At 65.8% G+C, this 23,204-nt stretch carries 18 protein-coding genes; 3 read left to right on the forward strand and 15 right to left on the reverse strand.

What is annotated here, in order from left to right:
* Window positions 1–97: 97 nt before the first annotated feature.
* On the reverse strand, window positions 98–1,306 hold the full coding sequence (locus AAA969_RS01655; RefSeq protein ID WP_338242932.1) for a hypothetical protein: 1,209 nt from the start codon (window positions 1,304–1,306) through the stop codon (window positions 98–100).
* 98 nt (window positions 1,307–1,404) lie between these two features.
* Window positions 1,405–1,869, reverse strand: a complete 465-nt coding sequence (locus tag AAA969_RS01660) for a hypothetical protein (RefSeq protein WP_338242935.1) — start codon at window positions 1,867–1,869, stop codon at window positions 1,405–1,407.
* Window positions 1,870–1,951: 82 nt separating this feature from the next.
* On the opposite strand from AAA969_RS01660, the gene AAA969_RS01665 reads away from it, so the two are divergent.
* On the forward strand, window positions 1,952–3,043 hold the full coding sequence (locus AAA969_RS01665) for a PQQ-dependent sugar dehydrogenase (protein WP_338242937.1): 1,092 nt from the start codon (window positions 1,952–1,954) through the stop codon (window positions 3,041–3,043).
* On the opposite strand, the gene AAA969_RS01670 is transcribed toward AAA969_RS01665, so the two are convergent.
* From AAA969_RS01670 to AAA969_RS01685, 4 genes are all read right to left on the reverse strand, one after another.
* Window positions 3,044–6,244 carry an efflux RND transporter permease subunit gene (locus AAA969_RS01670; RefSeq protein ID WP_338242939.1) on the reverse strand — a complete coding sequence of 1,067 codons (3,201 nt, stop codon included), beginning with the start codon at window positions 6,242–6,244 and terminating at the stop codon, window positions 3,044–3,046.
* Window positions 6,241–7,314 carry an efflux RND transporter periplasmic adaptor subunit gene (locus tag AAA969_RS01675; protein WP_338247207.1) on the reverse strand — a complete coding sequence of 358 codons (1,074 nt, stop codon included), beginning with the start codon at window positions 7,312–7,314 and terminating at the stop codon, window positions 6,241–6,243. Before AAA969_RS01675 ends, AAA969_RS01670 begins: the two co-directional genes overlap by 4 nt.
* A 145-nt stretch (window positions 7,315–7,459) precedes the next feature.
* Window positions 7,460–8,641: an NAD(P)/FAD-dependent oxidoreductase gene (locus tag AAA969_RS01680; protein WP_338242941.1), complete on the reverse strand. Its 1,182-nt coding sequence runs from the start codon at window positions 8,639–8,641 to the stop codon at window positions 7,460–7,462.
* A 3-nt stretch (window positions 8,642–8,644) separates the two neighbouring features.
* Complete coding sequence (locus AAA969_RS01685; RefSeq protein WP_338242944.1) at window positions 8,645–9,583, reverse strand: alpha/beta fold hydrolase; 939 nt, start codon at window positions 9,581–9,583, stop codon at window positions 8,645–8,647.
* Window positions 9,584–9,687: 104 nt separating this feature from the next.
* On the opposite strand from AAA969_RS01685, the gene glpK reads away from it, so the two are divergent.
* The gene (glpK, locus tag AAA969_RS01690; RefSeq protein ID WP_338242946.1) at window positions 9,688–11,184 is read left to right on the forward strand and encodes a glycerol kinase GlpK; all 1,497 of its coding nucleotides are present in this window, start codon (window positions 9,688–9,690) and stop codon (window positions 11,182–11,184) included.
* A 1-nt stretch (window position 11,185) separates the two neighbouring features.
* Here the strand turns inward: glpK and AAA969_RS01695 are convergent, their stop codons facing one another.
* The 9 genes from AAA969_RS01695 to cysG form a co-directional block, all read right to left on the reverse strand.
* Complete coding sequence (locus AAA969_RS01695) at window positions 11,186–12,334, reverse strand: trans-sulfuration enzyme family protein (protein WP_338242948.1); 1,149 nt, start codon at window positions 12,332–12,334, stop codon at window positions 11,186–11,188.
* Window position 12,335: 1 nt separating this feature from the next.
* Entirely contained in the window at window positions 12,336–13,274 is a 939-nt protein-coding gene (gene metX / locus AAA969_RS01700; RefSeq protein ID WP_338242950.1) for a homoserine O-succinyltransferase MetX, read from the reverse strand.
* Complete coding sequence (locus AAA969_RS01705; protein WP_338242952.1) at window positions 13,271–14,263, reverse strand: homoserine dehydrogenase; 993 nt, start codon at window positions 14,261–14,263, stop codon at window positions 13,271–13,273. The genes metX and AAA969_RS01705 overlap by 4 nt, the downstream gene beginning before the upstream one ends.
* A gap of 1,093 nt (window positions 14,264–15,356) precedes the next feature.
* Window positions 15,357–16,178 (reverse strand): ferredoxin--NADP reductase, encoded by an 822-nt coding sequence (locus AAA969_RS01710; protein WP_338242954.1) that lies wholly within the window; start codon window positions 16,176–16,178, stop codon window positions 15,357–15,359.
* A 38-nt stretch (window positions 16,179–16,216) separates the two neighbouring features.
* Window positions 16,217–17,239, reverse strand: coding sequence for a cysteine synthase A (locus tag AAA969_RS01715; RefSeq protein ID WP_338242956.1), 1,023 nt, complete (start codon window positions 17,237–17,239; stop codon window positions 16,217–16,219).
* 26 nt (window positions 17,240–17,265) lie between these two features.
* Entirely contained in the window at window positions 17,266–18,390 is a 1,125-nt protein-coding gene (locus tag AAA969_RS01720) for a phosphoadenylyl-sulfate reductase (RefSeq protein WP_338242958.1), read from the reverse strand.
* Entirely contained in the window at window positions 18,377–20,014 is a 1,638-nt protein-coding gene (locus AAA969_RS01725) for a nitrite/sulfite reductase (protein WP_338242960.1), read from the reverse strand. The genes AAA969_RS01720 and AAA969_RS01725 overlap by 14 nt, the downstream gene beginning before the upstream one ends.
* A 3-nt stretch (window positions 20,015–20,017) precedes the next feature.
* Window positions 20,018–20,293, reverse strand: a complete 276-nt coding sequence (locus AAA969_RS01730) for a DUF2849 domain-containing protein (RefSeq protein ID WP_338242962.1) — start codon at window positions 20,291–20,293, stop codon at window positions 20,018–20,020.
* Window positions 20,290–21,693 carry a siroheme synthase CysG gene (cysG, locus tag AAA969_RS01735; protein WP_338247209.1) on the reverse strand — a complete coding sequence of 468 codons (1,404 nt, stop codon included), beginning with the start codon at window positions 21,691–21,693 and terminating at the stop codon, window positions 20,290–20,292. The genes AAA969_RS01730 and cysG overlap by 4 nt, the downstream gene beginning before the upstream one ends.
* A 116-nt stretch (window positions 21,694–21,809) precedes the next feature.
* On the opposite strand from cysG, the gene gcvA reads away from it, so the two are divergent.
* A complete protein-coding gene (gene gcvA, locus AAA969_RS01740) occupies window positions 21,810–22,745 on the forward strand; it encodes a transcriptional regulator GcvA (protein WP_338242964.1) in 936 nt (311 codons plus the stop codon).
* The last annotated feature ends 459 nt before the right edge of the window (window positions 22,746–23,204 follow it).

A 23,204-nucleotide genomic window follows, 5' to 3' on the forward strand; every position in this document is an offset into this window, starting at 1 on the left:
TGCCCTTCCACGAGGAGAGCCGGGCCTTGCGGCCCGGCTCTTTCATTTGGGGGTCTGGACGGGATCACCGGTTGGGGAAGGGGCGTGACCGGCCGGCTCAGGCGGCGCTGAACGCCTGGACAACCGGATGCGGGATCGGGGAATGCATGCGGCGACGACCGTCACCCTGTCGGGTCTCGCTGCCTGGCACGATCCGCGTCACGCTGGCGATGAAGTCCGAGAACAGCATCACCGCCTCGCGGGCCTGCAGGAAGCCTTTCGAATTCTGTCGCGCCCAATAGCTCCAGTAACCCGGGACATGGCTGACCGCCGACAGGTCGCTGCCGACATCATAGAAGAGGTTCGGCGCTTTCAGGAGGAAGTTGCGAAAGCCGTTGGCATCCTCGCCGCGGCAGAAGCGGCCGAAGACATGCTCGTATTCATCCATGACCGAGGTCAGGCTTTTCCAGCGGTGTCGGGTCTCCTCGATGATCGAGCGGCGCATGTGCTGGAGTTCGGTGTACTCATGATCTGAAGCGCCGACGATCGAGACCGCCTTGATCTGGTTGATGAAGCCTTTGAGCGCCTCGAGGGCTTCGCTCATGCACCAGCGGTAGTAGAGAATTCCCTTCCAGCCGAAGATGCCGGTCTTGAATTCGATCTCGGTCATGTCGAGGGATTTGCGCAGGGCCTGCATCCTGCCGTCGAGATCGCCGGACAGGAGCTGGCGCGTAAAGCGCATGGCCCGTTCGTCGTCCCGCCCGGTATCGGTTTCGCCGAATGCCAGCGCGACGACGGAGACGATCTGCTTGGCGACCGATTGTTCCATCCGTTCGACCTCGGCATCGGTGATGTTGAAGTAGCAATCATCAATGGGCCGGACATGGTCACGGAAACGCTCGGCGATCAGGAAGGGGTCGAAGGAGGGCAAGGCTGCCAGTTCGCGCAGGCGGATCATGTCGAGATCCAGCAGGTGAGGCTCGTCCCTGCGCTCGAACAAGGTCCGCATCTTGGCCGCGAAACCGATCTCCTCGACGAAGACGGCATGACCGCCAAGCGACAGGTCGTCATGGGCGAGCGGCACCAGGACTTTCGTCACAACCGGCTGGCTCGACATCACATAGGGACGTTCATGAGCTCGCACCGTGTGCTTGACGATGAAACAGCGATTGAGGCGGGCGTGGAGGAAGAAGGGCTTGTCGGCGTGGGCGTCAAACTCGCCATAGCGCCTGGCGATGGAGTGCAGGTCGAGGATGCGGGACGTGGCGCCGCCCTTGACGATGTTGCGCAGATCGGACCGGACGGTTTCGCGGATACGAGACATCATCACCTCTCTTCAGAAAGGACAGGTTAGGCGCAGGCGTTTTAAGGAGAACTCTGCCCCGGCATCGGCATTCGAAACTCAATTGAGTCGAATGCCGGGTATCAGGTTGCGTGGGCAGCAGGCTTGAGCGTGGCGAAGAGGAGACCGGCAATCAGCCCGCCCAGCGACAGGGTCAAAAGCCCGGCGAGCTCCCGGCTCGAGGCAACCGGCGTGATCGTCGCTTCCAGCGCCACCTGGTAGAACAGCGTGATGCTGGAGACCATCACGATGACAGCTACCGCGCCGGCGAGGGCAAAGCCGAAATGGCGCCAGCCGGCGCCGAGCCAACGGCTGATCCAGCCGGCGACCGGGAAGGCGATGGCAAAGCCGATCGTGATCAGCACCATCAGGGTTGGACCGAAACCCATCAGGTCACGCCCGACGGCGTCAATCCGGACGGCGAGCGGGATCCGGGCGCCGATACCGGCTAGGGCCTGAAGGTCGATATGGGTGTTGGCGAGGCTGACCAGGACCGTGCCGACAAGGACGGCCAGCAGATAGATCGCGATCGTTTTCAGCACGGACATGTCAGCATTTCTCCTCGGCACTCTACAGTCGCTGTGGGAGCCTATAGTGTGGCGTCCGAAGCGACAATTCGGGAGTGATACCATGCGCGCAATCCTGGCAGGCCTGATGACGGCGACCGTGCTCGCCGGTGGGGCATGGGCGCAAACCCTGGAGACCCGGGCCAATGGCCTGGAATATCCGTGGAGCGTGGCTTTCCTGCCTGATGGTCGTCTCCTTGTGACGGAAAAGCCCGGACGCTTGCGGATCGTCGACGAGACCGGCCTCGTCGCGGCCCCCGTCTCGGGCGTGCCGGACGTTCTCCATTCCGGACAGGGCGGTCTGCTTGATGTTGCCGTCGCGCCGGATTTCGAGAGCAGCGGCGAGATCTATCTGACCTGGAGCGAGGGAACGCCGACCGACAACACCCTTCATCTAGGTCGCGGCCGGCTGGTCGATGGCGGGCTGGTCGGGTTTGAGACCCTGTTCTCGGCCGAGCCCCGACGCCGGACCGATGTGCACTATGGCGGCCGGATCGCATTCGTCCCGGACGGGCTTCTGCTGGGGATCGGGGACGGTTTCGATTTCCGCGAGCAGGCCCAGAATCCGCAGACCCATTTCGGAAGCTTCGTGCATCTCGCGCTGGACGGTGAGCCGATGCCTTCGCCCTTCGACGCGGCTGCACCGGGGGTGTTCTCGATCGGCCATCGCAACCCGCAGGCAGTCGTTTACGACGCGGCGAGCGAGACCATCTATGCCCATGAGCACGGACCCCAGGGGGGTGACGAAATCAATGTCCTCCGGCCCGGTGCCAATTATGGCTGGCCGATCGCCAGCTATGGCATCGACTATACCGGTGCGCTGGTGACGCCCTTCGAGCGTTATGACGGCATGGTCGAGCCAATCCTCGCCTGGGTTCCGTCAATCGCACCGTCCGGCATGGCGGTCTATCACGGCGACATGTTCCCCGAATGGGAGGGCGACCTGCTCGTCTCGGCCCTGATCGCCGGCGATGCTGACACACCGTCAGGGCATGTCCGGCGGGTCGATCTGGAGGACGGGGCTGTCGTCGGTCAGGACGTATGGTTCGGCGAACTTGGCGCTCGCATCCGCGATGTCCGGGTCGGGCCGGATGGCGCGATCTGGTTGCTGACCGATGCCGCCGACGGACAGCTGGTGCGCGTCAGCCGCGACTGATCACTCGGCGGGCTGGGCCTCGGTCGCAACCTGTTCGCTGCGTCCCAGAAGGCGGCGCATCATGTGACCGAGCCGCGAGGGCACGCCCAGCATGACGGGCGTGAGCAGGAGGGTCAAAAGGGTTGAGAAACCCAGACCCCAGACCACCGCCGAGGACAATTGAACCCACCATTCGCTGGCCGGTCCGCCGATCGACAGGACGCCATGGGCGAAGTCTGCATTGAGCTGGAAGACCATTGGCAGAAGGCCGAAGATTGTCGTGACGGTGGTCAGCATGACCGGACGCAGCCGCTGGGCCGCGGTGCGCACGATCGCTTCATCGACCGGCATGCCGAGGCTGCGAAGCCGCTGAAACGTGTCGATCAGCACGATGTTGTTGTTCACCACGATGCCGGCCAGCGTCACCACACCCGTCCCGAGGAAGAGGATGGAGATGTAGGGGAAGGTCAGCATCACGCCGAGCAACACGCCCACGACCGACAGGACGACGGCCTGGAGGGTCAGGATGACGTGCCAGAAATTGTTGAACTGCCAGAGCAGGATCACCGCCATCATGAAGAGTGAGGCGGTCATGGCCGCAGCGAAGAAGGCGCCGGCCTCGGCATTCTCCTCGTCGGCGCCAAGATAGTCGATCTCGACGCTGGGCGGGATGGTCCCGTCGGCAACACGGGCATCAATCCAGCCGCGCAGATCGGCGAGCAGCAGATTGCCGGCAAAGCCCTCATCGGCATTGGCCCGCACGATCAGCACGCGCTTGCCGTCGCGGCGACTGATCGAGTCGACCCGTTGCCGGGCCTCGCGGGTGACGAAATTGGAGATCGGGACAGCCCCGGTCGCGGTATTCACGCGCAGATCGTCGAGGCGTGAAATGTCTCGGTCCTCGGCCGGGAAGCGGACCCGGATATCGACCTCCTCGTCAGCATCGTCGGGCCGGTAGCGACCGACCAGCGTGCCGGTGGTGACCAGTTGAACGGCGGCGCCGAGCTGGGTCACGTCGGCACCGAAACGCCCCGCTTCCTCGCGGTCGATATCCAGTCGCCACTCAACGCCGGGCAAGGGCAGGGTGTCGTCGATATCGGTGACGCCATCCATCTGGTCGATATAGCCCCGCATCAGGCGCGCGGCAGCTTCCAGGGCTACCGGATCGTTCGAGCGCAGCTCGATCTGGATGTCCTTGCCGACGGGCGGTCCCTGCTGGAAGGGGCGGATCTCGATGATGACACCGGGAATACCGGTCATGGCCTGGCGGATCTGGCGCTCGATCAGGCGACCATTGGGGCGTTGTCCGAAGGGCTCGAACTCGACGAAAATCCGCGCCACGCTATCGGCCGGCGCGGCACCGACGCCGTCGAAGGGCGATTGCCCCGGCGGGGTGCCGGCCACGGTGTAGTAGCCCTTGATGCCCTCGATCCCGGCCAGGCGGGTTTCCGCTTCCAGGGCCAGTTCATACTGCTCGGCCGGAGACAGGTTGCCGCGGGCACGAACGAAAACGTAGAGCTGCTCCGGCTCGGCATCGAGGAAGAATTCGGTGCGCATGCTCGACGCGGTCGCGACGAAGCTGCCGACGACACCGACGACCACGGCGAGGGCGGCCAGCGAGACCATCACGGGGCGTTTGACCAGTTTGGCAATCGTGCGGGCATAGACACCGGTCAGGCCGGGCAGGTCGGCGGGATCGCTTTCCTCCTCGGCATTGAGATGGGCGACGGCACTGGATGTGTCGACCACACCGCCCTTGCGACCGAAGACCGAGCCCAGGGTCGGCAGGAAGATCAGCGCCATCACCAGTGCCGAACTCAGCACGAATATCAGGGTGAGCGGCAGGAAGGCCATGTACTGGCCCGGTATGGAATTCCAGAACAGGAAGGGCACAAAGGCGGCCAGCGTCGTCGCCGTCGAGGAGACGATCGGCCAGAACATCCGCTTCCCGGCGCTGGCATAGGCCTCCTTGCGGGTCGCGCCTTCGGCCAGTTTGCGGTCGGCATATTCCACCACGACAATGGCGCCATCGACCAGCAGCCCGACCGCGAGGACCATGGCGAACATGACCATGAAATTCACGGTCAGCCCGTACAGGTCGAGCAAAAGGAAGGAGAAGAGGAAACTCGACGGGATCGCGATGCCGACCAGCAGGGCCGAGCGCAGGCCGAGGGCGGCGACCACGATGATCAGCACCAGGATGATCGCCAGCATGATCGACGAGGTCAGGCTCTGCAGGCTGTCGCGGACATAGGTCGACAGGTCGAGCGAGAATTCGTGGCGGATGGTTTCCGGCCAGCTCTGGGAAATCTCATTGGTCAGCGCGCGGACTGCGGCCGCCGTGTCCATGATGTTCTCGCCAGAGCGGCGGACCACTTGCAGCGTGTAGGCCGGGGCGCCGTTATAGCGGGCGAAGCTGTCGGCATCCTTGAAGGTCCGGCGCACCGTGGCGACGTCCTGCAGGGTGACAACCGTATCGCCGGACCGGCTCAGCGGCAGGTTGAGGGCGTCATCGGCCTCCTCGAAAAGCCCCGGCACCTTGACCTGGAAGCGCGCCTCGCCGCTATCCAGCGAGCCGGCGGCGATCAGCCGGTTGTTGGACTGAACCGCGTTGAAGAGTTGCGAGTAGGTGACGCCATAGGTTTCCAGACGAGCCGGATCGATCACGATCTCCAGCACTTCCTCGCGCAGGCCCTGAATATCGACCTGCAGGATCTGCGGCAGGGCCTCCAGCTCGTCCTCGAGGGCCCGGGCGGTGCGATAGAGCGCGCGCTCGGGCGCTTCGCCATAGATCTGCACGGCAATGGTCGGCGCGAGCGCCGAGTTGAATTCCTGGATCACCGGCTCGCGGACATCCTCGGGGTATTCGCGCCGCGCCATGTCGACGGCCTCGCGGACGTCCAGCACCGACTGGTCGGCGTCAAAGGGAACGTCGAATTCGGCGACCAGCTGGCCCGCACCCAGTGAGGCCGTACCGTTGAGCTCGGACAAGCCTTCGATCGCCCGCATCTCGGTTTCGGTCGGCCGTACGATCAGACGTTCGGCGTCTTCCGGGGAAATGCCGTCGAGCGGTACGACCACGATCACGAAGGGGAAGGGGATGTCCGGGTCGGCTTCGCGCGGCAGGGTCAGGAAAGCGATCAGGCCTGCGATCAGGGCGCAGACGAAGATCGCCAGGATCATGCGGGCCCGGCCGATGGCAAAGTCGACAATGCCGGTCAACGGCTTGCCCCTTCGCGGCGGACCTCGACCCGGGTGCCGTCGGAGACGAAGTCCTGACCCAGGACAATGATCTCCGCCGTCTCCGGCAGACCGCTGATCCAGACCTGTTCGCCGTCATCGCTCAACAGCCGGATCGGCAGGAAGCGAACGGTGTCGCCATTCTCGATGATGCGGACGCCAAGATCGCCATTGGAATCCAGTGCGAGGATGGAGGCCGGGACACGGTGGGCCGGTTCCGGCGGCAGGTTGAGCCGGATTTCGGAGGTCACACCCGACCGGATCGCACCGTCGGGATTGGGCACTTCCAGTTCGACGCGGAAGGTTCGTGTCGCCGGATCGGCGCGCCGCTCGACAAACCGGATGGTTCCATCAACCCGCTGACCACTCAGCAGGCGGGCTTCGCCGGGCATGCCCGGTTCCAGACCGCCGACATCGCGCTCGGCAACTTCCGCAACGATCAGGATCGGGTCGAGCTGAAGCACGGTTCCGCACGGGTCACCGGTCCGCAGGAAATCGCCGATCTCGGCGTCGCGACCGTCAAAATAGCCGTCGAAGGGCACGCGCAGTTCGATATTGGCGAGCTCCTCGCGGGCAGCGCGGAGCTGGGCCCGGGCGCCATCGCGGGCGGCCTCCAGCGCGGCCACGCTATTGGCCGAGCGGTGACCACGGGCCTGCAGCTCGACGGCGGCATCATATTCAAGTTGCCGGGCCCGCAGGTCGGCAGAGGCCTGGTCGACCGCCGCGCCGCGGGCATCGACATCGAGCCGGCAGACCACGTCGCCAGCCTGGACCGGGCTGCCTTCCAGAATCGGTGCCTCGACAACGCGTCCACCGGTTTCGGCCCGGATGGTGACCGCACGGATGGCCTGCGTCCGGCCACGCAGCCGCAGCTCGGCCGGGCGCGGCGAGGCGGTCACGGAGCGGCTGACGACTTCAAACAGGGGATGCTCACCCACCGGCGTGCCGGGCTCGGTCACGGCATCGCCCCGGAACACGGTCCCGAGGGTGAAAAGGAGAACGACTGCAACGAAGATACCGGCAGCGGCCAGGTAGGACGTATTCAACTTCATGGTCACACTGGTCTCGTCGGGATGCCAATGACGATCCGCCGGTCAGGCGAACGCCGTTCACTGCCCCTGAGATACCCCCCATCCCGTTTCATGGCGAGAACAAATACGCGGCCATGTGGTCGCGCCCTGTCGCGTTCGCCGTTTCCTAAACCACCTGTCCGGCGCTCCAGCCCGACGACCATGCCCATTGGAAGTTGTATCCGCCAAGCCAACCCGTCACGTCAACAACTTCGCCGATGAAATACAGTCCCGGCACATCGCGGGCCTGGAGCGTGCGGCTGTCGAGACCATCGGTATCCACCCCGCCCAGTGTCACCTCGGCGGTGCGATAGCCTTCCGAGCCGGTCGGGGTTAGCGGCCAGGCGGCCAGATGGTCGGCGAAGGCGCGCAATTTCTTGTCCGACTGATCCGCCAGATTGCCGGTCAGCCCGACCTCCTCGACCAGCATCTGCGCGAGCCGTTTGGGCATGTGCTCGGCCAGCGCCGTCTGCACGGCCTGGCGCCCATTGGCTTGCCGGGCGTCGCGCAGAAGGGTGTAGAGGTCGAGGTCGGGGCGAATGTGAACCCGGATGTCCTCGCCTTCCCGCCAGTAGGAGGAAATCTGCAGGATGGCCGGTCCGGAGAGCCCGCGGTGCGTGAACAGCATGGCCTCCTCGAACCGTGTCCTGCCATGGCAGGCGACCCCATCAACGGCGACCCCGGCGAGCGGCTTGAACCGGGTCAGCGTATCGGGATCAAAGGTCAGCGGGACGAGGCCGGGCCGGGTTTCGATGATGTCGAGGCCGAACTGCCGGGCGATGTCGTAGCCAAAGCCGGTCGCGCCCATCTTCGGAATCGACTTGCCGCCCGAGGCGATGACGAGGGACTGGCAGGTCAGGGTCGAGCCGTCCGAGAGCATCAGGAGATAGTCCTCGCCCTGGCGTGAGACCGTGTTGACTGCGGTCGACAGGCGCAGCTCGCCGCCGGCCTGCTTCAGGTCAGCGAGGAGGGCGGCGATGATGTCCTTGGCCGAATGGTCGCAGAACAGCTGGCCCAGCGTTTTCTCATGCCAGGCAATGCCATGGCCATTGATCCAGTCGATGAAATCCCACTGGGTGTAGCGCTTGAGGGCTGACTTGGCGAAATGCCGGTTATTCGACAGGAAGTTTTCCGGCGTCGCGTGCAAATTGGTGAAATTGCAGCGTCCGCCGCCGGAGATGCGGATCTTCTCGGCCGGTGCCCTGGAATGCTCGATCAGCGTGACCGAGCGTCCGCGCTTGCCCGCCTCGATGGCGCACATGAGACCGGCCGCACCGGCCCCGATGATGACGACATCACGTGCGGGCATGGATCAGCCGGTGACCCGGTCGAGCCAGTCGGCGAAGGCGTCGGTCTGAGCGTCGCGGCCGATCTCGTTCATCGTCTCATGGCGGAAATCCTTGAGCACTTCGAGCCGGACATCGGTCAGGCCGGCCTTCTTGAGACGCTTTGCCAGCGTCGCCATCGAGGCGCCGCCCTCCGTCGCCGGGTCCTTGGAGCCGGCGATCAGGTGCAGCGGTATAGCCTTGGGCAGGGCAGCCAGGTGGGCGTCATCCTCGGCATAGGCGACGCCGGACAGGAAGTCGCGCCAGAGCGAGACCGTCGACGGCCAGCCGCAGGCCGGGTCATTCACGTAGGCGTCGACCTCGTCGGTGTCGCGCGACAGCCAGTCGGCATCGCTGCGGCCCTCCGGGAAACGCTTGTTCCAGGCCTTGAAGGTGAGATTGTCGAGCGTATGGCTGGTCGCCGTTGCGCCGCCGCCGAACAGGGCTTCGAAAAACAGCACGAAGCGCATCACGCCCTTCAGCCCGCCAAGCGCCATATTGCCGTTCCAGATTGCCGCTGCGGTGACGCTGTCGGGTGCCCGCAGGATATGGTTGAAGGCGATCACCGAGCCCATCGAGTGACCGAAGATGACCAGCGGCAGGCCGGGCCAGCGCCGTCGCGCCTCGGCATGGACCGCGGCGACGTCCTGCATCAGCTTGTTCCAGCCATCGGTATCGGCAAAGCGGCGCGGACCGCCATCGCTGGCTTGTGTTTCGCCATGGCCGCGATGGTCCTGGGCGATCACGTGATAGCCCCGTCGTGCCAGGTGCGCCGCCATGCGCGCATAGCGACCCGCATGCTCGGCGAGGCCGTGATTGATATGGACGATACCGCGCGGCGTGCCCTCGGCCTCCTGCGTGTAGATCGCCAGATCGGCACCGCTGGTGCTGGCCAGCCGCTCAAGCCTGAATGTCGCGTCGCTCATGCATCCTCCCGTTTGGGTGTGAACCTAGCGCGTTTTCTCCGGTGCCGTCAGGGCTATAGTCACCTGTTCGCTCCGCGAGAGGGTGGCATATGGGGAGGATGGCGATGTTTTCCAAACGCAAGGCCTTGCTGGCAATCGACCAGGGCACCACCAGTTCGCGGGCGGTGGTGTTCAAGCCTGATGACGACGTCGTGGCGACGGCGCAACGCGAATTCCAGCAGATCTATCCCCGGCCGGGCTGGGTCGAGCATGATCCGGATGTGATCTGGGCCACCGTCCGGGCCACTGCCCGTGAAGCGCTCGCCGCCGCCGAGAAAGCCGGGTATCGGGCCGAGGCGATCGGTATCACCAATCAGCGCGAAACCACGCTGGTCTGGGACCGCATGACCGGCGAACCGATCCACAACGCTATCGTCTGGCAGGACCGCCGGACTGCCGAGACCTGTGCCGCCCTGCGGGCTGCCGGCCATGAGGCGCTGGTCACGGAGAGGACCGGGCTTGTCCTCGATCCCTATTTCTCGGCGACCAAGATCGCCTGGATCCTTGATCATGTGGACGGGGCCCGGACCCGTGCCGAGGCCGGGGAGCTGGCCTTCGGGACGGTCGACACCTGGTTGATCTGGAAGCTCACCGGCGGCGCGGTGCACGCGACCGATGCGACCAATGCCAGCCGGACCGCGCTCTATGACATCACCGCCAATCGCTGGGACGAAGACCTGCTCGCCCTGTTCGGTGTGCCGGCTGCCCTGCTGCCGGATGTGCGCGACAGTGCCGGAGATTTCGGCGTCGCCGCCAAGTCGGTACTGGGCCAGGCGCTGCCGATCACCGGTGTTGCCGGCGACCAGCAGGCTGCCGCTATCGGCCAGGTCTGCCTGGCACCGGGCGAAATGAAGTCGACCTATGGCACCGGCGCCTTCGTTCTGATCAATACCGGCGACGCACCGGTCCGGTCCCGGAACAAGCTTCTGGCCACCATCGCCTATCGCATCGCCGGTCAGACGACCTATGCGCTGGAAGGCTCGGTGCTGTCGGCCGGAGCGACGGTACAATGGCTGCGTGACGGGCTCGGCCTGATCGCCAAGGCGTCCGAGATCGAGGCGCTTGCCGAGAGCGCCGACCCTGACAGCGGGGTCTATCTGGTGCCTGCCTTTACCGGTCTGGGTGCGCCCTACTGGGATGCCGAGGCACGCGGTGCCCTGATCGGTCTGACCCGCGGCTCAGGCCGGGCCGAGATCGCGCGGGCGGCGCTGGACAGTTCGGTCCACCAGACCTGCGACCTGCTCGATGCCATGGCCGCGGACGGGGTCGAGGCGCGCAGTTTGCGGGTCGATGGCGGCATGGCCCGCAACGCGGCTTTCCTGCAACGGCTCTCTGACCTGACCGGAATCGACGTGGTGCGGCCGGCCAGTGTCGAGGCGACCGCCTGGGGGGCGGCCTTCCTCGCCGGTCTGGGGTGTGGCCTGTTCAGGAGCCTCGAGGATGGTCGTGCCCTGTGGGTCGCCGACGCCGAGTTTGCGCCGACCCGGGACACCAGCCGCCGGGACGCTGACCGGGCGGGCTGGCATGCCGCTGTGGCCCGGGTGCGCTCGGACGCGGTCTAGCTCATCCCGCCGACAGCGCCCGGTCGAGATCGGCGATCTGGTCGGCGGTGCTTTCCAGCCCGACCGAGAGCCGGATCAGGCTGTCGGCGACGCCGGCTTCGGCGCGCGCTTCCGGTGACATCGAGGCGTGGGTCATCAGGGCCGGTATGCAGCACAGGCTTTCCACCCCGCCGAGCGACTGGGCCAGGGTGAAGATCTCCAGCGCCGAGACGACCTCGCGCGGATCGGGGGCGTTCCTGGCCAGCTCCAGACTGATCAGCTGACCGAATCCGTCCTGCTGACGGGCCGCTAGCTCATGGCCGGGATGGCTGGCGAGGCCGGGATAATCGACCCGGGCCACACGCGGATCGGCGTCCAGCCAGCGGGCAATCTCGAGCGCGCTCCGGCATTGGGCCTCGGCGCGCAGTGGCAGGGTGCGCAGGCCGCGCAGGGCGAGATAGCTGTCGAAGGCGGCGGCGCCGACCCCGACGCAATTCGCCCACAAGGTCAGTTCGGCGACACGTTCGGGATCGGCGCAGCAAACCACCCCGCCGACCATGTCGGAATGACCGTTCAGGAGCTTGGTGACGGATTGGACCGAATAGTCCGCGCCCCAGTCGAGCGGACGCTGCAGCACGGGTGACATCACGGTGTTGTCGACCGCGAGCTCGGTTCCCGAATTGCGCGCCAGCCGGGCCAGGCCCTTGAGGTCGGAGATGCGCAGACGTGGATTGGACGGTGTCTCGGCAATGATCAGGGCGGCGTCCTCATTGAGCGCGTCGGCGACCTTGTCGAGATCGGAGGTGTCGACATAGACCGGGATCAGTCGGCCGCCGCGACCGCGGGCGTCGAGCAGCCGGCGTGTGCCGCCATAGGCATCGTGCGAACACAGGACGCGGGCCCCGTGCGGCAGGCCATGAAGCAGGAGATCGATCGCCGCCATGCCGGAGCCGGTGACCACCGCGCCGGCAGCATTCTCAAGCTCGGCGATGGCATCGGCCAGGAGGGAGCGTCCCGGATTGCCGGTGCGGGCATAGTCGAAGGCCGGCTGGATGCCCGGGTCCTCGCGCCGATAGGCGGTCGAGAGCGAGACCGGCGGAATGACGGCGTTCCAGCTCCGGTCGGTGTTCAGCCCCGCCCGGATGGCCTTGGTGCGTTGATCGCTCGACATGTCAGCTCCCGAATATCTCGTCCAGTGTGGCGCCGATGATAGCGTCTTCCTTGAGGAAGGCATCATGGCCGTAGACAGAGCTGAGGGTGATGAGTCGGCCTTTGGGGGTGTGACTGGCGGCCTCGGCGATCTGGTCGGCGGGAACCAGCCGGTCTTCCAGGGCAGCGAGATAGGTGACCGGACAGCGGATCTGGCTGACATCGACCCGGTGCGCGTCCATCGAGCGGGACAGGGCGAGAAAACGCTGTGGATCGACTGTTTCGGCCCAGGCCTTGCCGCGGGCACCGAGATAGGCGGTGACCCCGTCGGCATCGCGGCTGTTCGCGTCCGGCGCGGCGAAGCGGTCCTCGAATTCCTCCGGCGTGCGATAGGTCGTCATGGCGAGGCGTCGGGCCAGGTCGAGCCCGGCCTTGCCGTCGCCGAGACGAATGGCCAGCTCAACCGTGTCGCGCTGGATCGAGCGCCAGGCCTTGGCCATCTCGCTGGAGCGGTCGGCGGCCGAGATCACAACGAGTTCGCGCACCCGCTCCGGGGCCAGCGCGGCGAGGGCGAGCCCGATCATGCCGCCATAGGAGGACCCGACAATGGCGAGGTCGCGAATATGGGCGGCGTCGGCCAGCGCCAGGATGGCGCGGGCCTGGTCCTGTGTGCTCGGGAAGGGGGGAATGTCCGCCCCAATGAAATCGAAGGAGAGAATGCGATAGCGATTGGTGTCGATCGACTTTCCGGCGCCGGCCTGCTGCCGCCACCAGCCTTGCCCGGTCACCGTGTCGGACACACGGCGATCCGAGGATATGCCGCCCAGCACGAGGACCGCCGGTGCGCCCTCCGGACCGGCGACCCGTCCCGTGACCCGGACCGGCGAGCCGCTCGTGGTCAGGGCAATGGTCGAGATATCGCGACAGCGCAGGGCGGGCGGATGTTCCAGGGTGACGCTCATCGCGGCGCTCCATCGGCCAGCAGGGCGCGGACATCGGACAGGACCGAACCCGCCGTCGGGGCCTGACCGGCGCCCTTGCCGTTGAGGATGATCGAGATGCCGCTGGCACAACTGACCTCGACCGCATTCTCCTCGTTTTCGACCCGGGCCAGGGCGTGATCTTCCGGCAGAGCAATCAGGCGGACGCTGGCGGAGATGCCGTCTTCGGTCGCGACCAGTTCGGCGACCTGGCGATAACGCAGACCGTTCTCGCGGGCACCGAGGATTTGCCCGACCGAGAGGTCGAACAGGCTGTCGGCTTCAATGGCGTGCGGATCAGGGGCGATGTCGAAGGCGGCGCGGGCGATCAGGGCCAGTTTGGCGGCGGCATCCAGCCCGTCGAGATCGGCGCTGGGGTCCTCCTCGGCAAACCCGGCGGCTTGGGCGGCGGTGATCGCCTCGTCAAACCCGACCCCCTTTTCCAGCAGGCCGAGCACGAAATTCGAGGTGCCGTTGAGGACGCCGCGCACCCTTGTGACGCGCTCGCCGGAGGCTTTCAGGCGGGCCACGGTTTCCAGCACCGGCACGCCGCCGCCGACTGCTGCGGAATAGGCAAAGCCGTTGCCGGCCTTGCGGGCCCGGGCTTCGAGATCCGGGCGACGGGCAATGACCGCCTTGTTGGCCGAGATGACATGAATGCCACGCTCGACGGCGAGGGCGAGCGCCTTCTCGGCGGTCGCACAATCGGGCAGCGCGTCGATGACCAGATCCGGGCCGGTGTCGAAGGCGGCGTGGATATCAGTCAGCCAGGCATAGCGGTCATCACCCTTGCGACGCGGCTTGCGGGTGATGATCGCCGCGATCTCGACCCGGTCAGCCATCGCCTCGAGGCCCGCGAGAACACCGGCATTCACCGTCCCGCATCCAAGCAGGACGACGCGCAGGCGCGGCGCATGGGCCGCCACCGGCGCGGGGGAGAGGGGGTAGTCAAGCGCTGCAACCAAAGTCATCGCGACACATTCCGTCTGGGCGGAATGCGCGGCACGCCGATTGCGGGATACTGCCGAGGCGAAAGGGATGTGTGGCGATTGCCGCTGCCTCGTCCGATCCGCTTTAGCCGCACTTGTTCCGCGCCCGCAAGCTAGACATCAAATCGGCGCGACTTCACGTATAAAGATATGTTTATATGTGTCAAGCGCGCCGCTGCACGCATCGAGATCGCCACGGTGTCTCCACCTGGCGGTCTGGGCAGTAGAGGGGTGCGAGGTGCCTTGCCGGTGCCTTGCTATGGAAGTTGTGTAGGTGGCGCCGGGGGCACCTCGCACACGGAGATTTGGTCGGCGCCGTTACCGGCCCCGTCTCGAAACCGACAGGAACAAACGGTCGAGCTTTGTGCCGCCGTCCTGCCGATGGCCACGCCGGGTTTTGTGGTGGTCAAATCCACAAGACCGGACGAGCTCCGCAATCCCCGCACCCCCGGATAACCGGTCCGAGCCTCGAGTTGGCGCGGGAACACGAGGAGTATGCGCCGGGTGCCACGGGGCGGGGACAAGTCTTGTGATTTTTTTCTTCACACACCGTCATTCCGGCGACGGCCGTGACCCAGATTGCGACGCAAGCTGTTGCCATGTTTGGCGAAATCGCGTGTGCGAGACTGGGTCCTGACTTGCGTCAGGATGACGGTTTGTGGGGCGCACAGCGGGGATAAGCTCGAACTTTTCTTCCCCATTCCATGGGGAAGTGGGCCGAGGCGAAGCCTCTGGTCGATGGGGTCCGAGCGGAGCGAGGAAAACCCATGCCGCTTGCGGCGTCACCCCTCCGTCTCGCCCTTCGGGCGCGACACCTCCCACGATGTGGGGAGGAAAAGATCACATTTTTCCCGGCCGCAGTCCCGCAAAAGCGGGGCGAAGAGCCGGGACCAACGAAACCCTCTAGCAAGCGATGAGTCTCCCGTCGGTCCCGGATGGCGCTGTGCGCCTCCGGGAAAAATATAGGGTGATGAAAACGAGGAGAAGCCTCATGCCGCCTGCGGCGTCATCCCACCGTCTCATCGCTTCGCGCTGATCCCCCTCCCCACGATGTGGGGAGGAACAGGTCCAGCCTCTAGGTCGCCACAAACGCCTTCTCGACGACGAAATCCGCCGGGGCCGCATTCGAGCCTTCGACGAAATTGCGGTCGAGGCAGATCTGCTTGACGTCCTTGAGCAGGCCTTCCGAGCCGCAGATCATCACCCGGTCGACGGCCGGGTCGAGCGGCGGGACGCCGAGGCGGTCGAAGAGTTCGCCGCTTTCGATCATGTCGGTGACACGACCTTTCACCGGCCCGTCCTCGCGAGTGACCGAGGTGAAGTGGACCAGTTTCTCGCGCGCGAACTCGCCGATCAGCTCGTCATCCTTCACGGCTTCGACCAGCTCGATGCCATAGGTCAGCTCGGCATTTTCGCGGCAGGTCTGGGTCAGGATGACCTGGTCGAATTTCTCATAGGTCTCCGGGTCGCGGATCAGGCTCGCGAAGGGTGCGATGCCGGTGCCGGTGGAAATCATGTAGAGCCGTTTGCCCGGCTTGAGGGCGTCGAGCACCAGCGTGCCGACCGGCTTGCGGCCGAGCAGGACTTCATCACCGGCCTTGATGTGCTGGAGGCGCGAGGTCAGCGGGCCGTCGGGCACCTTGATCGAGTAGAAATCGAGTGCCTCATCCCAGAACGGGCTGGCCACCGAATAGGCACGCAGCAGCGGTTTGCCGTCTTCCTTGGGCAGGCCGATCATGATGAATTCGCCCGAGCGAAACCGGAAGCTGTCCGGCCGCGTGATGCGGAAATGGAAAAGCCGGTCGGTGTAGTGGGTCACCGACAGAACCGTCTCGACCGTATAGGGGCCGGGCTTGGCGGAAATCGCATTCTTCGGGGCGGGCGCAGTCGCGGTCATCGTCGGGGTCTCGTGCTCGGGTGGTCGGGGCGTGGCGGTCAGGCCGGCAGGCGCGGCGTCTCGGTATCGGCCCAGGACGGGACAGGCAAGCCCCGTGAGGACAGGAAGTCCGGGTTGAAGAGTTTGCCGGCATAGCGCGAACCACTGTCACACAGGATGGTGACGATGGTCTTGCCCGGTCCCAGATCGCGCGCCAGCCGCATGGCGCCGGCGATATTGATCCCGGCCGAGCCGCCCAGCGACAGGCCTTCGCGCTTCACCAGGTCGAACAGGATGGGCAGCATCTCGGCGTCCTCGATGCGGTAGACATGGGAGACATCGAGGCCTTCCAGATTGCCGGTGATGCGATTGACGCCGATGCCCTCGGTGATCGAGGAGCCTTCGCCCTTGAGCTCGCCCTTGGTGTAATAATTGTACAGCGCTGCCCCGGCCGGATCGGCGGCGCCGATGGCGATATCGGGTTTGTGGGCGCGCAGGGCCTGCGCGACCCCGGCGAGCGTGCCGCCCGAGCCGACCGCGCAGATGAAGCCGTCGATCTTGCCGCCGGTCTGCTCCCAGATTTCCGGACCGGTGGACTGGATATGGGCGCGCTTGTTGGCGAGATTGTCGAACTGGTTCGACCAGATCGCGCCCTGGGGCAGGCTCGCATTGAGCTCCTCGGCCAGGCGGCGCGAATAATGAACGAAATGGTTGGGGCTGGAGAAGGGCGCGGCATCCACCTCGATCAGGCGCGCGCCGAAGGAGCGGATTGCCGCCTTCTTTTCCTCGGACTGGGTGCGCGGCATCACGATGGTGACGTCATAGCCGAGCGCGCCGCCGACCATGGCGAGCCCGATACCGGTATTGCCGGCCGTGCCCTCGACAATCATGCCGCCCGGCTTGAGCGAGTCGTCGGCGACCGCCTCGCGGACGATATTGAGCGCCGCGCGGTCCTTGACGGAACCGCCCGGATTGAGGAATTCGGCCTTGCCGAGGATTTCGCAGCCGGTCGCATCGGACGGGCCATTGAGCCGGATCAGCGGCGTCTTGCCGATCAGGTCGAGCACATGTTGGGCAGACACGGGGCGTGTCCTTTCTTCAAGTCTGACTATTCCGCAGCGACCCGGGCCGGCGTGTGGATTCCGCACTCGGTCTTGTCCTGGCCAAGCCAGCGACCGGATCGGATATCGCCCTCGCTCTGGACCGGTGCTGTACACGTCCAGCAACCGATTGAGGCATACCCCATATCGGTCAGCGGGTGTCGCGGCAAATCGAAGCGCTGGAAATAGGCCTCGACCGCGGCCGCATCCCAGTTGGCGAGCGGATTGACGCGGATATGGCCATCAATGCGCTCGACCACCGGCAGCCGCATCCGGCCGCCGCCATGGAAGCGTTTGCGCCCGGTGATCAGGGCGCTGTAATCGCCAAGTGCCTGGTTCAGCGGGCGGACCTTGCGCAGGGCGCAGCAGGCATCGGGATCGCGGCGCCACAGGCGCTCGTCACTGTCCTCGTCGGCCAGCTCCCCGGCATCCGGGCCCAGCACCCGGATCGCGGTCAGGCCGAGCTTGTCGGTCAGGGCGCGCTGGTATTGTTCCGTCTGGGCAAACAGGCGGCCGGTATCGAGGAAGATGACCGGCGTCGCCGGGTCGATCTGCGCCATCATGTGCAGGCCGACGGCTGCTTCGGCGCCGAAGGAGGACATCACGGCGATCCGGCCGACCCACTCGCGCTCGATGGCATCACGCAATATGTCCTGCGGGCCCATCTCGCGATAGCGCGCATTGAGGGCAGCAAGATCGTCCGGTGCCGGACGATTGGCGGCGGTGGTGTGGCGATGGCGAAACAGCGGCGTGACGTTGTCGCGCGCCGGCTGGTAGGCGTGGGTGAAACGGGTCCGGGCCCGGGCCCAGTCGGCATCGAGGCCCTTGCGGTCCGGATCGACATCGTCGAAGCCGACGCGGATCAGGTGCCGGGCCTGGTCGGGAATGAGATCGCCGACGGCGCGCAGCCTGCCGGTATAGCCGACGCGCTGGCGCAGCTGGGTCGCGAGCGAGAAGCCGCGCCCGTCATTGAATTTTGCAAAGCGGATATCGACCCGGATGGCCCCGGCGATTTGCTCGCCGACCTCGCGCCAGTCGGCATCGCCGGGCAGTTCGACGACATGTCCGCCACCGGCGGCCAGTTGGGCTTCGGTGATCGGGTTTGTGTCGGCGGTGCGATCAAGCGTCAGCATAGATGGCCTCCTTGAAGGCGTCAGACCCGACACGCCGCAGCGTGTCGATGAAGCGCTCATTTTCGGCGCGAATGTCGAGATAGGTTTCCAGCGTGCGGGCAATGGCGGCGGGGACATCCTCGCCGGCCAGGCCCTTGCCGATGATCGAGCCGATGGCGGCATCCTTGCCGAAGGCGCCACCGAGCGTGATCTGGTAGAATTCCTCACCCCGCTTGTCGACGCCGAGCACGCCGATATGGGCGACGTGATGGTGTCCGCAGGCATTGATGCAGCCGTCGATCTTGATCGTCACATCGCCCGCCTTGTCGGACAGGCCGGTTTCCTCCAGCAGGCTGGAGATCGCCTGGGCGATGGGGATCGAGCGAGCATTGGCGAGGTTGCAATAGTCCAGTCCCGGGCAGGCGACGATATCAGTGGCGAGACCGGCATTGGCGGTTGCCAGGCCGGCCTCGACCAGGCCGGTCCAGACGGCTTCCAGGTCACCATTGCCGACATGCGGCAGGATCAGGTTCTGGTCCGGCGTGGCGCGGATCTCGTCAAAGCCGAAGCGCTCGGCCAGATCGGCAACCGCCTCCATCTGGACGTCCGTGATGTCGCCCGGCGTGCCGCCGATCGGCTTCAGGGAGATGACCAGCGACGACAGTCCGTCAACCGCATGGTCGCGGCGATTGCGATCGAGCCAGCGCGCGAAGGCGCGGTTCTCGCTGACCGGGACCGGCGCGGGGGCGGCGCTTTTCGGCTTGTCGAAGAAACTGCGAATACGGTCGATTTCGGCGGCGGGAAGCCTGAGCTCGCCATCACGGATGACCGCCCACTCGTCGGCAACCTGGCGTCCGTATTCGTCGGGACCGAGCGCCTCGACCAGGATCTTGATCCGGGCCTTGTAGAGATTGTCGCGGCGACCGTGCTGATTGTACACGCGCAGGCAGGCGGTGAGGTAGGACAGGAGGTCCTCCGGCGCCAGAAAAGGCTTGATCAGATGGCCCAGGCGCGGCGTGCGGCCCTGGCCGCCCCCGACCCAGACTTCAAACCCGGTCTCGCCGGCGTCGTTCCTTACAATTTGCAGACCGATATCATGGACGCGGATACCGGCACGGTCGGCGCTTGCGCCATTGACGGCAATCTTGAACTTGCGCGGCAGGAAGGTGAATTCCGGGTGGAAGCTCGACCATTGCCGGACGATTTCGGCCCATGGGCGGCCATCCTCCAGCTCGTCGGCGGCGGCACCGGCAAACGGGTCGGCGGTGACATTGCGGATGCAATTGCCCGAGGTCTGGATGGCGTGCATCTCGACGGCGGCGAGGCGGTCGAGAATGTCCGGGATGTCGACCAGGGCCGGCCAGTTGTACTGGATGTTCTGGCGGGTGGTGAAATGGCCATAGCCCTTGTCATACTCGCGCGCGATCGCGGCGAGGGTACGCATCTGGGCGCTGTTCAGCGTGCCATAGGGGATCGCCACCCGCAGCATGTAGGCGTGCAGCTGCAGATAGACGCCATTCATCAGGCGCAGCGGCTTGAACTGCTCCTCGGTCAGACGGCCATCGAGGCGACGTTCCACCTGGTCGCGAAACTCCGCGATCCGGTCGGCCACCATGGCGTGGTCATAGCTGTCATACTTGTACATGGGTCAGGCCGTCGCTTGGGCATGGGTGGAACCGGTCGTCGGACCGGACAGACGGATGCCTTCACGGCGCCATTTCTGGCCGCCGGGTTTCTCGTCCTCGAGCTCGATCAGATAGGCACCAACGGCGATATGGGTCTCGTCCGAGGCGGCCTCGAGCACGGCGTCGGCCTCGTCCGCGTCGAGACGGGCAGCGTCGGAGAGATCGGTTGACCAGCTGCCGGATACGGTGCGGTAGATCACGCGGCCATCGGTGAGGCGGTTGGCGGTCACGGTTTTCATGCGAATTGCTCCTCGCCGACGCTTGTGGTCGTGCGGGCAGTGGCGGCAAGCGCCGTCCCGGCCACCTCGCCGACAATCATGATGGTGGGGCCGGCAATCGCCTCGCGGGCGACCAGTCCGGCAAGATCGCCGAGTGTTCCGAAGACGCGGCGCTCATTGTCCAGCGTGCCGTTCTCGATCAGGGCGACCGGGGTCGAGGGGCTGCGACCGGCGGCGATCATCTTGGCCTCGATCTGCGGCGCCGCGCCGACGCCCATGTAGAAGACGGTGGTCGAATTGGCGGCGGCGAGGGCGCTGTAATCGGCGTCCGGCCCATCCTGCTTGACCACGCCGGAGGCAAACGTCACCGACTGGGCATGGTCGCGATGGGTCAACGGAATACCCGCGGACGCGGCGCAGGCGATGGCGGCCGTGATGCCTGGCGTGACCTCAACGGCGATGCCGGCCGCGCGGACCACGTCCAGCTCCTCGCCGCCGCGTCCGAAGACAAACGGGTCGCCGCCCTTGATGCGGACCACGCGCTGACCCTTGCGGGCCTCGCGCACAAGGATCGCGCTGATCTCGTCCTGCGGAATCGGATGGTGGCCCTTGGTCTTGCCGACATCGATACGCAGCGCATCGCGGCGGGCGAGATCCATGACGCCGTCGGAGACGAGGCGGTCATGGACAATCACATCGGCCTCGCGCAGCAGGCGGGCGGCCTTGAGGGTCAGGAGGTCGGGATCGCCGGGACCGGCGCCGACCAGATGCACGATCCCGGCCGCGGGACCGGTCTCGCCATTGAGCTCGCGCAGCATTTCGCGGCGGGCGCCGGCGCTGTCACCTGACAGGGCGAGATCGCGGGCCTTGCCACGCAGGGCGCGTTCCCAGAAGGCGCGGCGATCGTCGAAATTGCGCAGCACCGACTTCACCGTCCCGCGCAGCTCGCGGGCGAGATCGGCGATGACACCGATGCGCGCCGGCAGGATCTGCTCGATCGCGGCGCGGATATCGACGGACAGGACCGGCGCGGCGCCGCCCGAGGCAATGGAAACGACAATGCCGTCGCGGTCGACAATGGCCGGGGTCTGGAAATCCGAGGCCGCCGGGCTGTCGACGATATTGACCCGAGCACCCTGGCTGCGGCCCCAACGGGCCATCCGGGCAATCGCCCGATCTTCGCCACCGGCGATGAAAATCATTGTCGCGCCACGAAAGTCCCGCCGGGTCGGCACACGGGGGATGATCTTCGCATATCGGGCAATATCCGAAGCGACAGGATCGATGGACTCACCGGTGAACCAAAGCAACCGGGCTGGGGATGACGCAAACAGGCGTGCTTTCGGTTCGGCCATCGGGCCATGCCCGACAACGATCACCGTCTGCCCCTCCAGGGGGATGGATGCAGGGAAAACACGCATGGTCACTCGTCCAATCCTGCGCCTTCGTGGCGCGACGAGTTCAATATTTCTATTCGATGCAGCGATTACAAACGACGATTATTGGCTTTTGAAGTTAGAAAAACTAAACTGATCCCATGGCCCAGACATCCCGCCTTCCGCCGCTCAATGCCCTGCGCGCCTTCGAGGCCGCCGCCCGGCTTGAGAGCTTTGCCCGCGCCGCCGACGAATTGGCCGTCACCCCGGGGGCGATCAGTCAGCAGATCCGGCAGCTGGAAGAGCATGTCGGCGCACCGCTGTTCGTCCGCCAGGGACGCGGTTTGAGCCTGACCGAGGCCGGCCGTGCGGCGGCCGGGATCACCTCGGAGGCCTTCGAGACGCTCGAGCGGGCGGTCTCGCTGATGCGCCAGCCCGTGCACCGTCGCGCGCTGACGGTTTCGGTCGCCCCTTCCTTTGCCGGCAAATGGCTGGCCCCGCGCCTGTTCCGCTTTCAGGAGGAAGTGCCGGGCGTCGAGGTGTGGATTGCCGCGACGTCCGAGCGGGTTGATCTCGCCGCCGGTGCTGCCGATCTGGGCATCCGCTATGGTCCCGGTGGCGACATGACGCTGAATGAGGAGACGCTGCTGGCCGAGGAAGTCCTGCCGGTCTGCTCGCCGGATCTCCTGCGCGATGGCCCGCCGCTGACCCGCGCCCAGGACCTGCAGGGCCAGACCCTGCTGCATGATGCCTCACCGGAGACCGAGGTCAACGGTGCCGACTGGGCCTCCTGGCTCAAGGCGCGCAATGTGCGCGGGGTCGATGTCGCCGGTGGCGTGCGTTTCAACCAGTCCGCCCTGGTCATCGATGCGGCGGTCGCCGGTCGCGGCGTCGCCCTCGCCAAGCGCGCCCTGGTCCAGAACGACCTCGCCAGCGGCCGCCTCGTCGCCCTCTTCCCCGACGGCACCACCCCGGTCCGCTCGGCCTATCATATCGTGACGGCGAGAAACCGCCCGCTGAGCCCTGATGCGCGGGCGTTTATTGCCTGGCTGAAGGCGGAGGCACGTGTGCACGAGCATTCTGTGGATGAGCTTTAGGGCAACGTGGACGAGGGGCGTTCTCGCACTCTCATCCATTCATCGCTTGCCGGGAGTTCGCGCTATCCGGTTTTCAAGGTCAAGGGCGCATACGCGCCGCTTCGCGGTTTCACCCTTGAGCTTGAAAACCGGATAGCGCCCGCTGGCTGACAAGCGATTTATGGGCATTTCCGCGCGAGGCGCTACCAGTCCAAAGCTCATTTTTCCCGGCCGGAGACCTGCGCAGGCAGGTCGCAGAGCGGGGACCGACCCGCCTTTCCGGTGGTGATGAGTCTCCCGTTGGTCCCGGATCGCGCGATGCGCGTCCGGGAAAAATGGGAGGGATTGCTCGCCAGTCTCGCAAATCGCTTTCACCCTTGAGCTTGAAGATCGGATGGAGCCGGCTAGCGGACAAGCGATTTATGGGTAGTTCCGCGCGAGGCGTCGCGCTCCAACAAGTCTCCCTCTGCACCGTCATCC

The sequence above is a fragment of the Maricaulis maris genome, from assembly GCF_036322705.1.
GTDB classification, from domain to species: Bacteria; Pseudomonadota; Alphaproteobacteria; order Caulobacterales; family Maricaulaceae; genus Maricaulis; species Maricaulis maris_B.

Excerpts from the sequence above, each read along its gene's own strand:
- AAA969_RS01655 (WP_338242932.1), bottom strand. The coding sequence starts at position 1,306 with ATGATGTCTCGTATCCGCGAAACCGTCCGGTCCGATCTGCGCAACATC.
- AAA969_RS01660 (WP_338242935.1), bottom strand. The coding sequence starts at position 1,869 with ATGTCCGTGCTGAAAACGATCGCGATCTATCTGCTGGCCGTCCTTGTC.
- AAA969_RS01665 (WP_338242937.1), top strand. The coding sequence starts at position 1,952 with ATGCGCGCAATCCTGGCAGGCCTGATGACGGCGACCGTGCTCGCCGGT.
- AAA969_RS01675 (WP_338247207.1), bottom strand. The coding sequence starts at position 7,314 with ATGAAGTTGAATACGTCCTACCTGGCCGCTGCCGGTATCTTCGTTGCA.
- AAA969_RS01680 (WP_338242941.1), bottom strand. The coding sequence starts at position 8,641 with ATGCCCGCACGTGATGTCGTCATCATCGGGGCCGGTGCGGCCGGTCTC.
- AAA969_RS01685 (WP_338242944.1), bottom strand. The coding sequence starts at position 9,583 with ATGAGCGACGCGACATTCAGGCTTGAGCGGCTGGCCAGCACCAGCGGT.
- glpK (WP_338242946.1), top strand. The coding sequence starts at position 9,688 with ATGTTTTCCAAACGCAAGGCCTTGCTGGCAATCGACCAGGGCACCACC.
- AAA969_RS01695 (WP_338242948.1), bottom strand. The coding sequence starts at position 12,334 with ATGTCGAGCGATCAACGCACCAAGGCCATCCGGGCGGGGCTGAACACC.
- metX (WP_338242950.1), bottom strand. The coding sequence starts at position 13,274 with ATGAGCGTCACCCTGGAACATCCGCCCGCCCTGCGCTGTCGCGATATC.
- AAA969_RS01705 (WP_338242952.1), bottom strand. The coding sequence starts at position 14,263 with ATGACTTTGGTTGCAGCGCTTGACTACCCCCTCTCCCCCGCGCCGGTG.
- AAA969_RS01710 (WP_338242954.1), bottom strand. The coding sequence starts at position 16,178 with ATGACCGCGACTGCGCCCGCCCCGAAGAATGCGATTTCCGCCAAGCCC.
- AAA969_RS01720 (WP_338242958.1), bottom strand. The coding sequence starts at position 18,390 with ATGCTGACGCTTGATCGCACCGCCGACACAAACCCGATCACCGAAGCC.
- AAA969_RS01725 (WP_338242960.1), bottom strand. The coding sequence starts at position 20,014 with ATGTACAAGTATGACAGCTATGACCACGCCATGGTGGCCGACCGGATC.
- AAA969_RS01730 (WP_338242962.1), bottom strand. The coding sequence starts at position 20,293 with ATGAAAACCGTGACCGCCAACCGCCTCACCGATGGCCGCGTGATCTAC.
- cysG (WP_338247209.1), bottom strand. The coding sequence starts at position 21,693 with ATGCGTGTTTTCCCTGCATCCATCCCCCTGGAGGGGCAGACGGTGATC.
- gcvA (WP_338242964.1), top strand. The coding sequence starts at position 21,810 with ATGGCCCAGACATCCCGCCTTCCGCCGCTCAATGCCCTGCGCGCCTTC.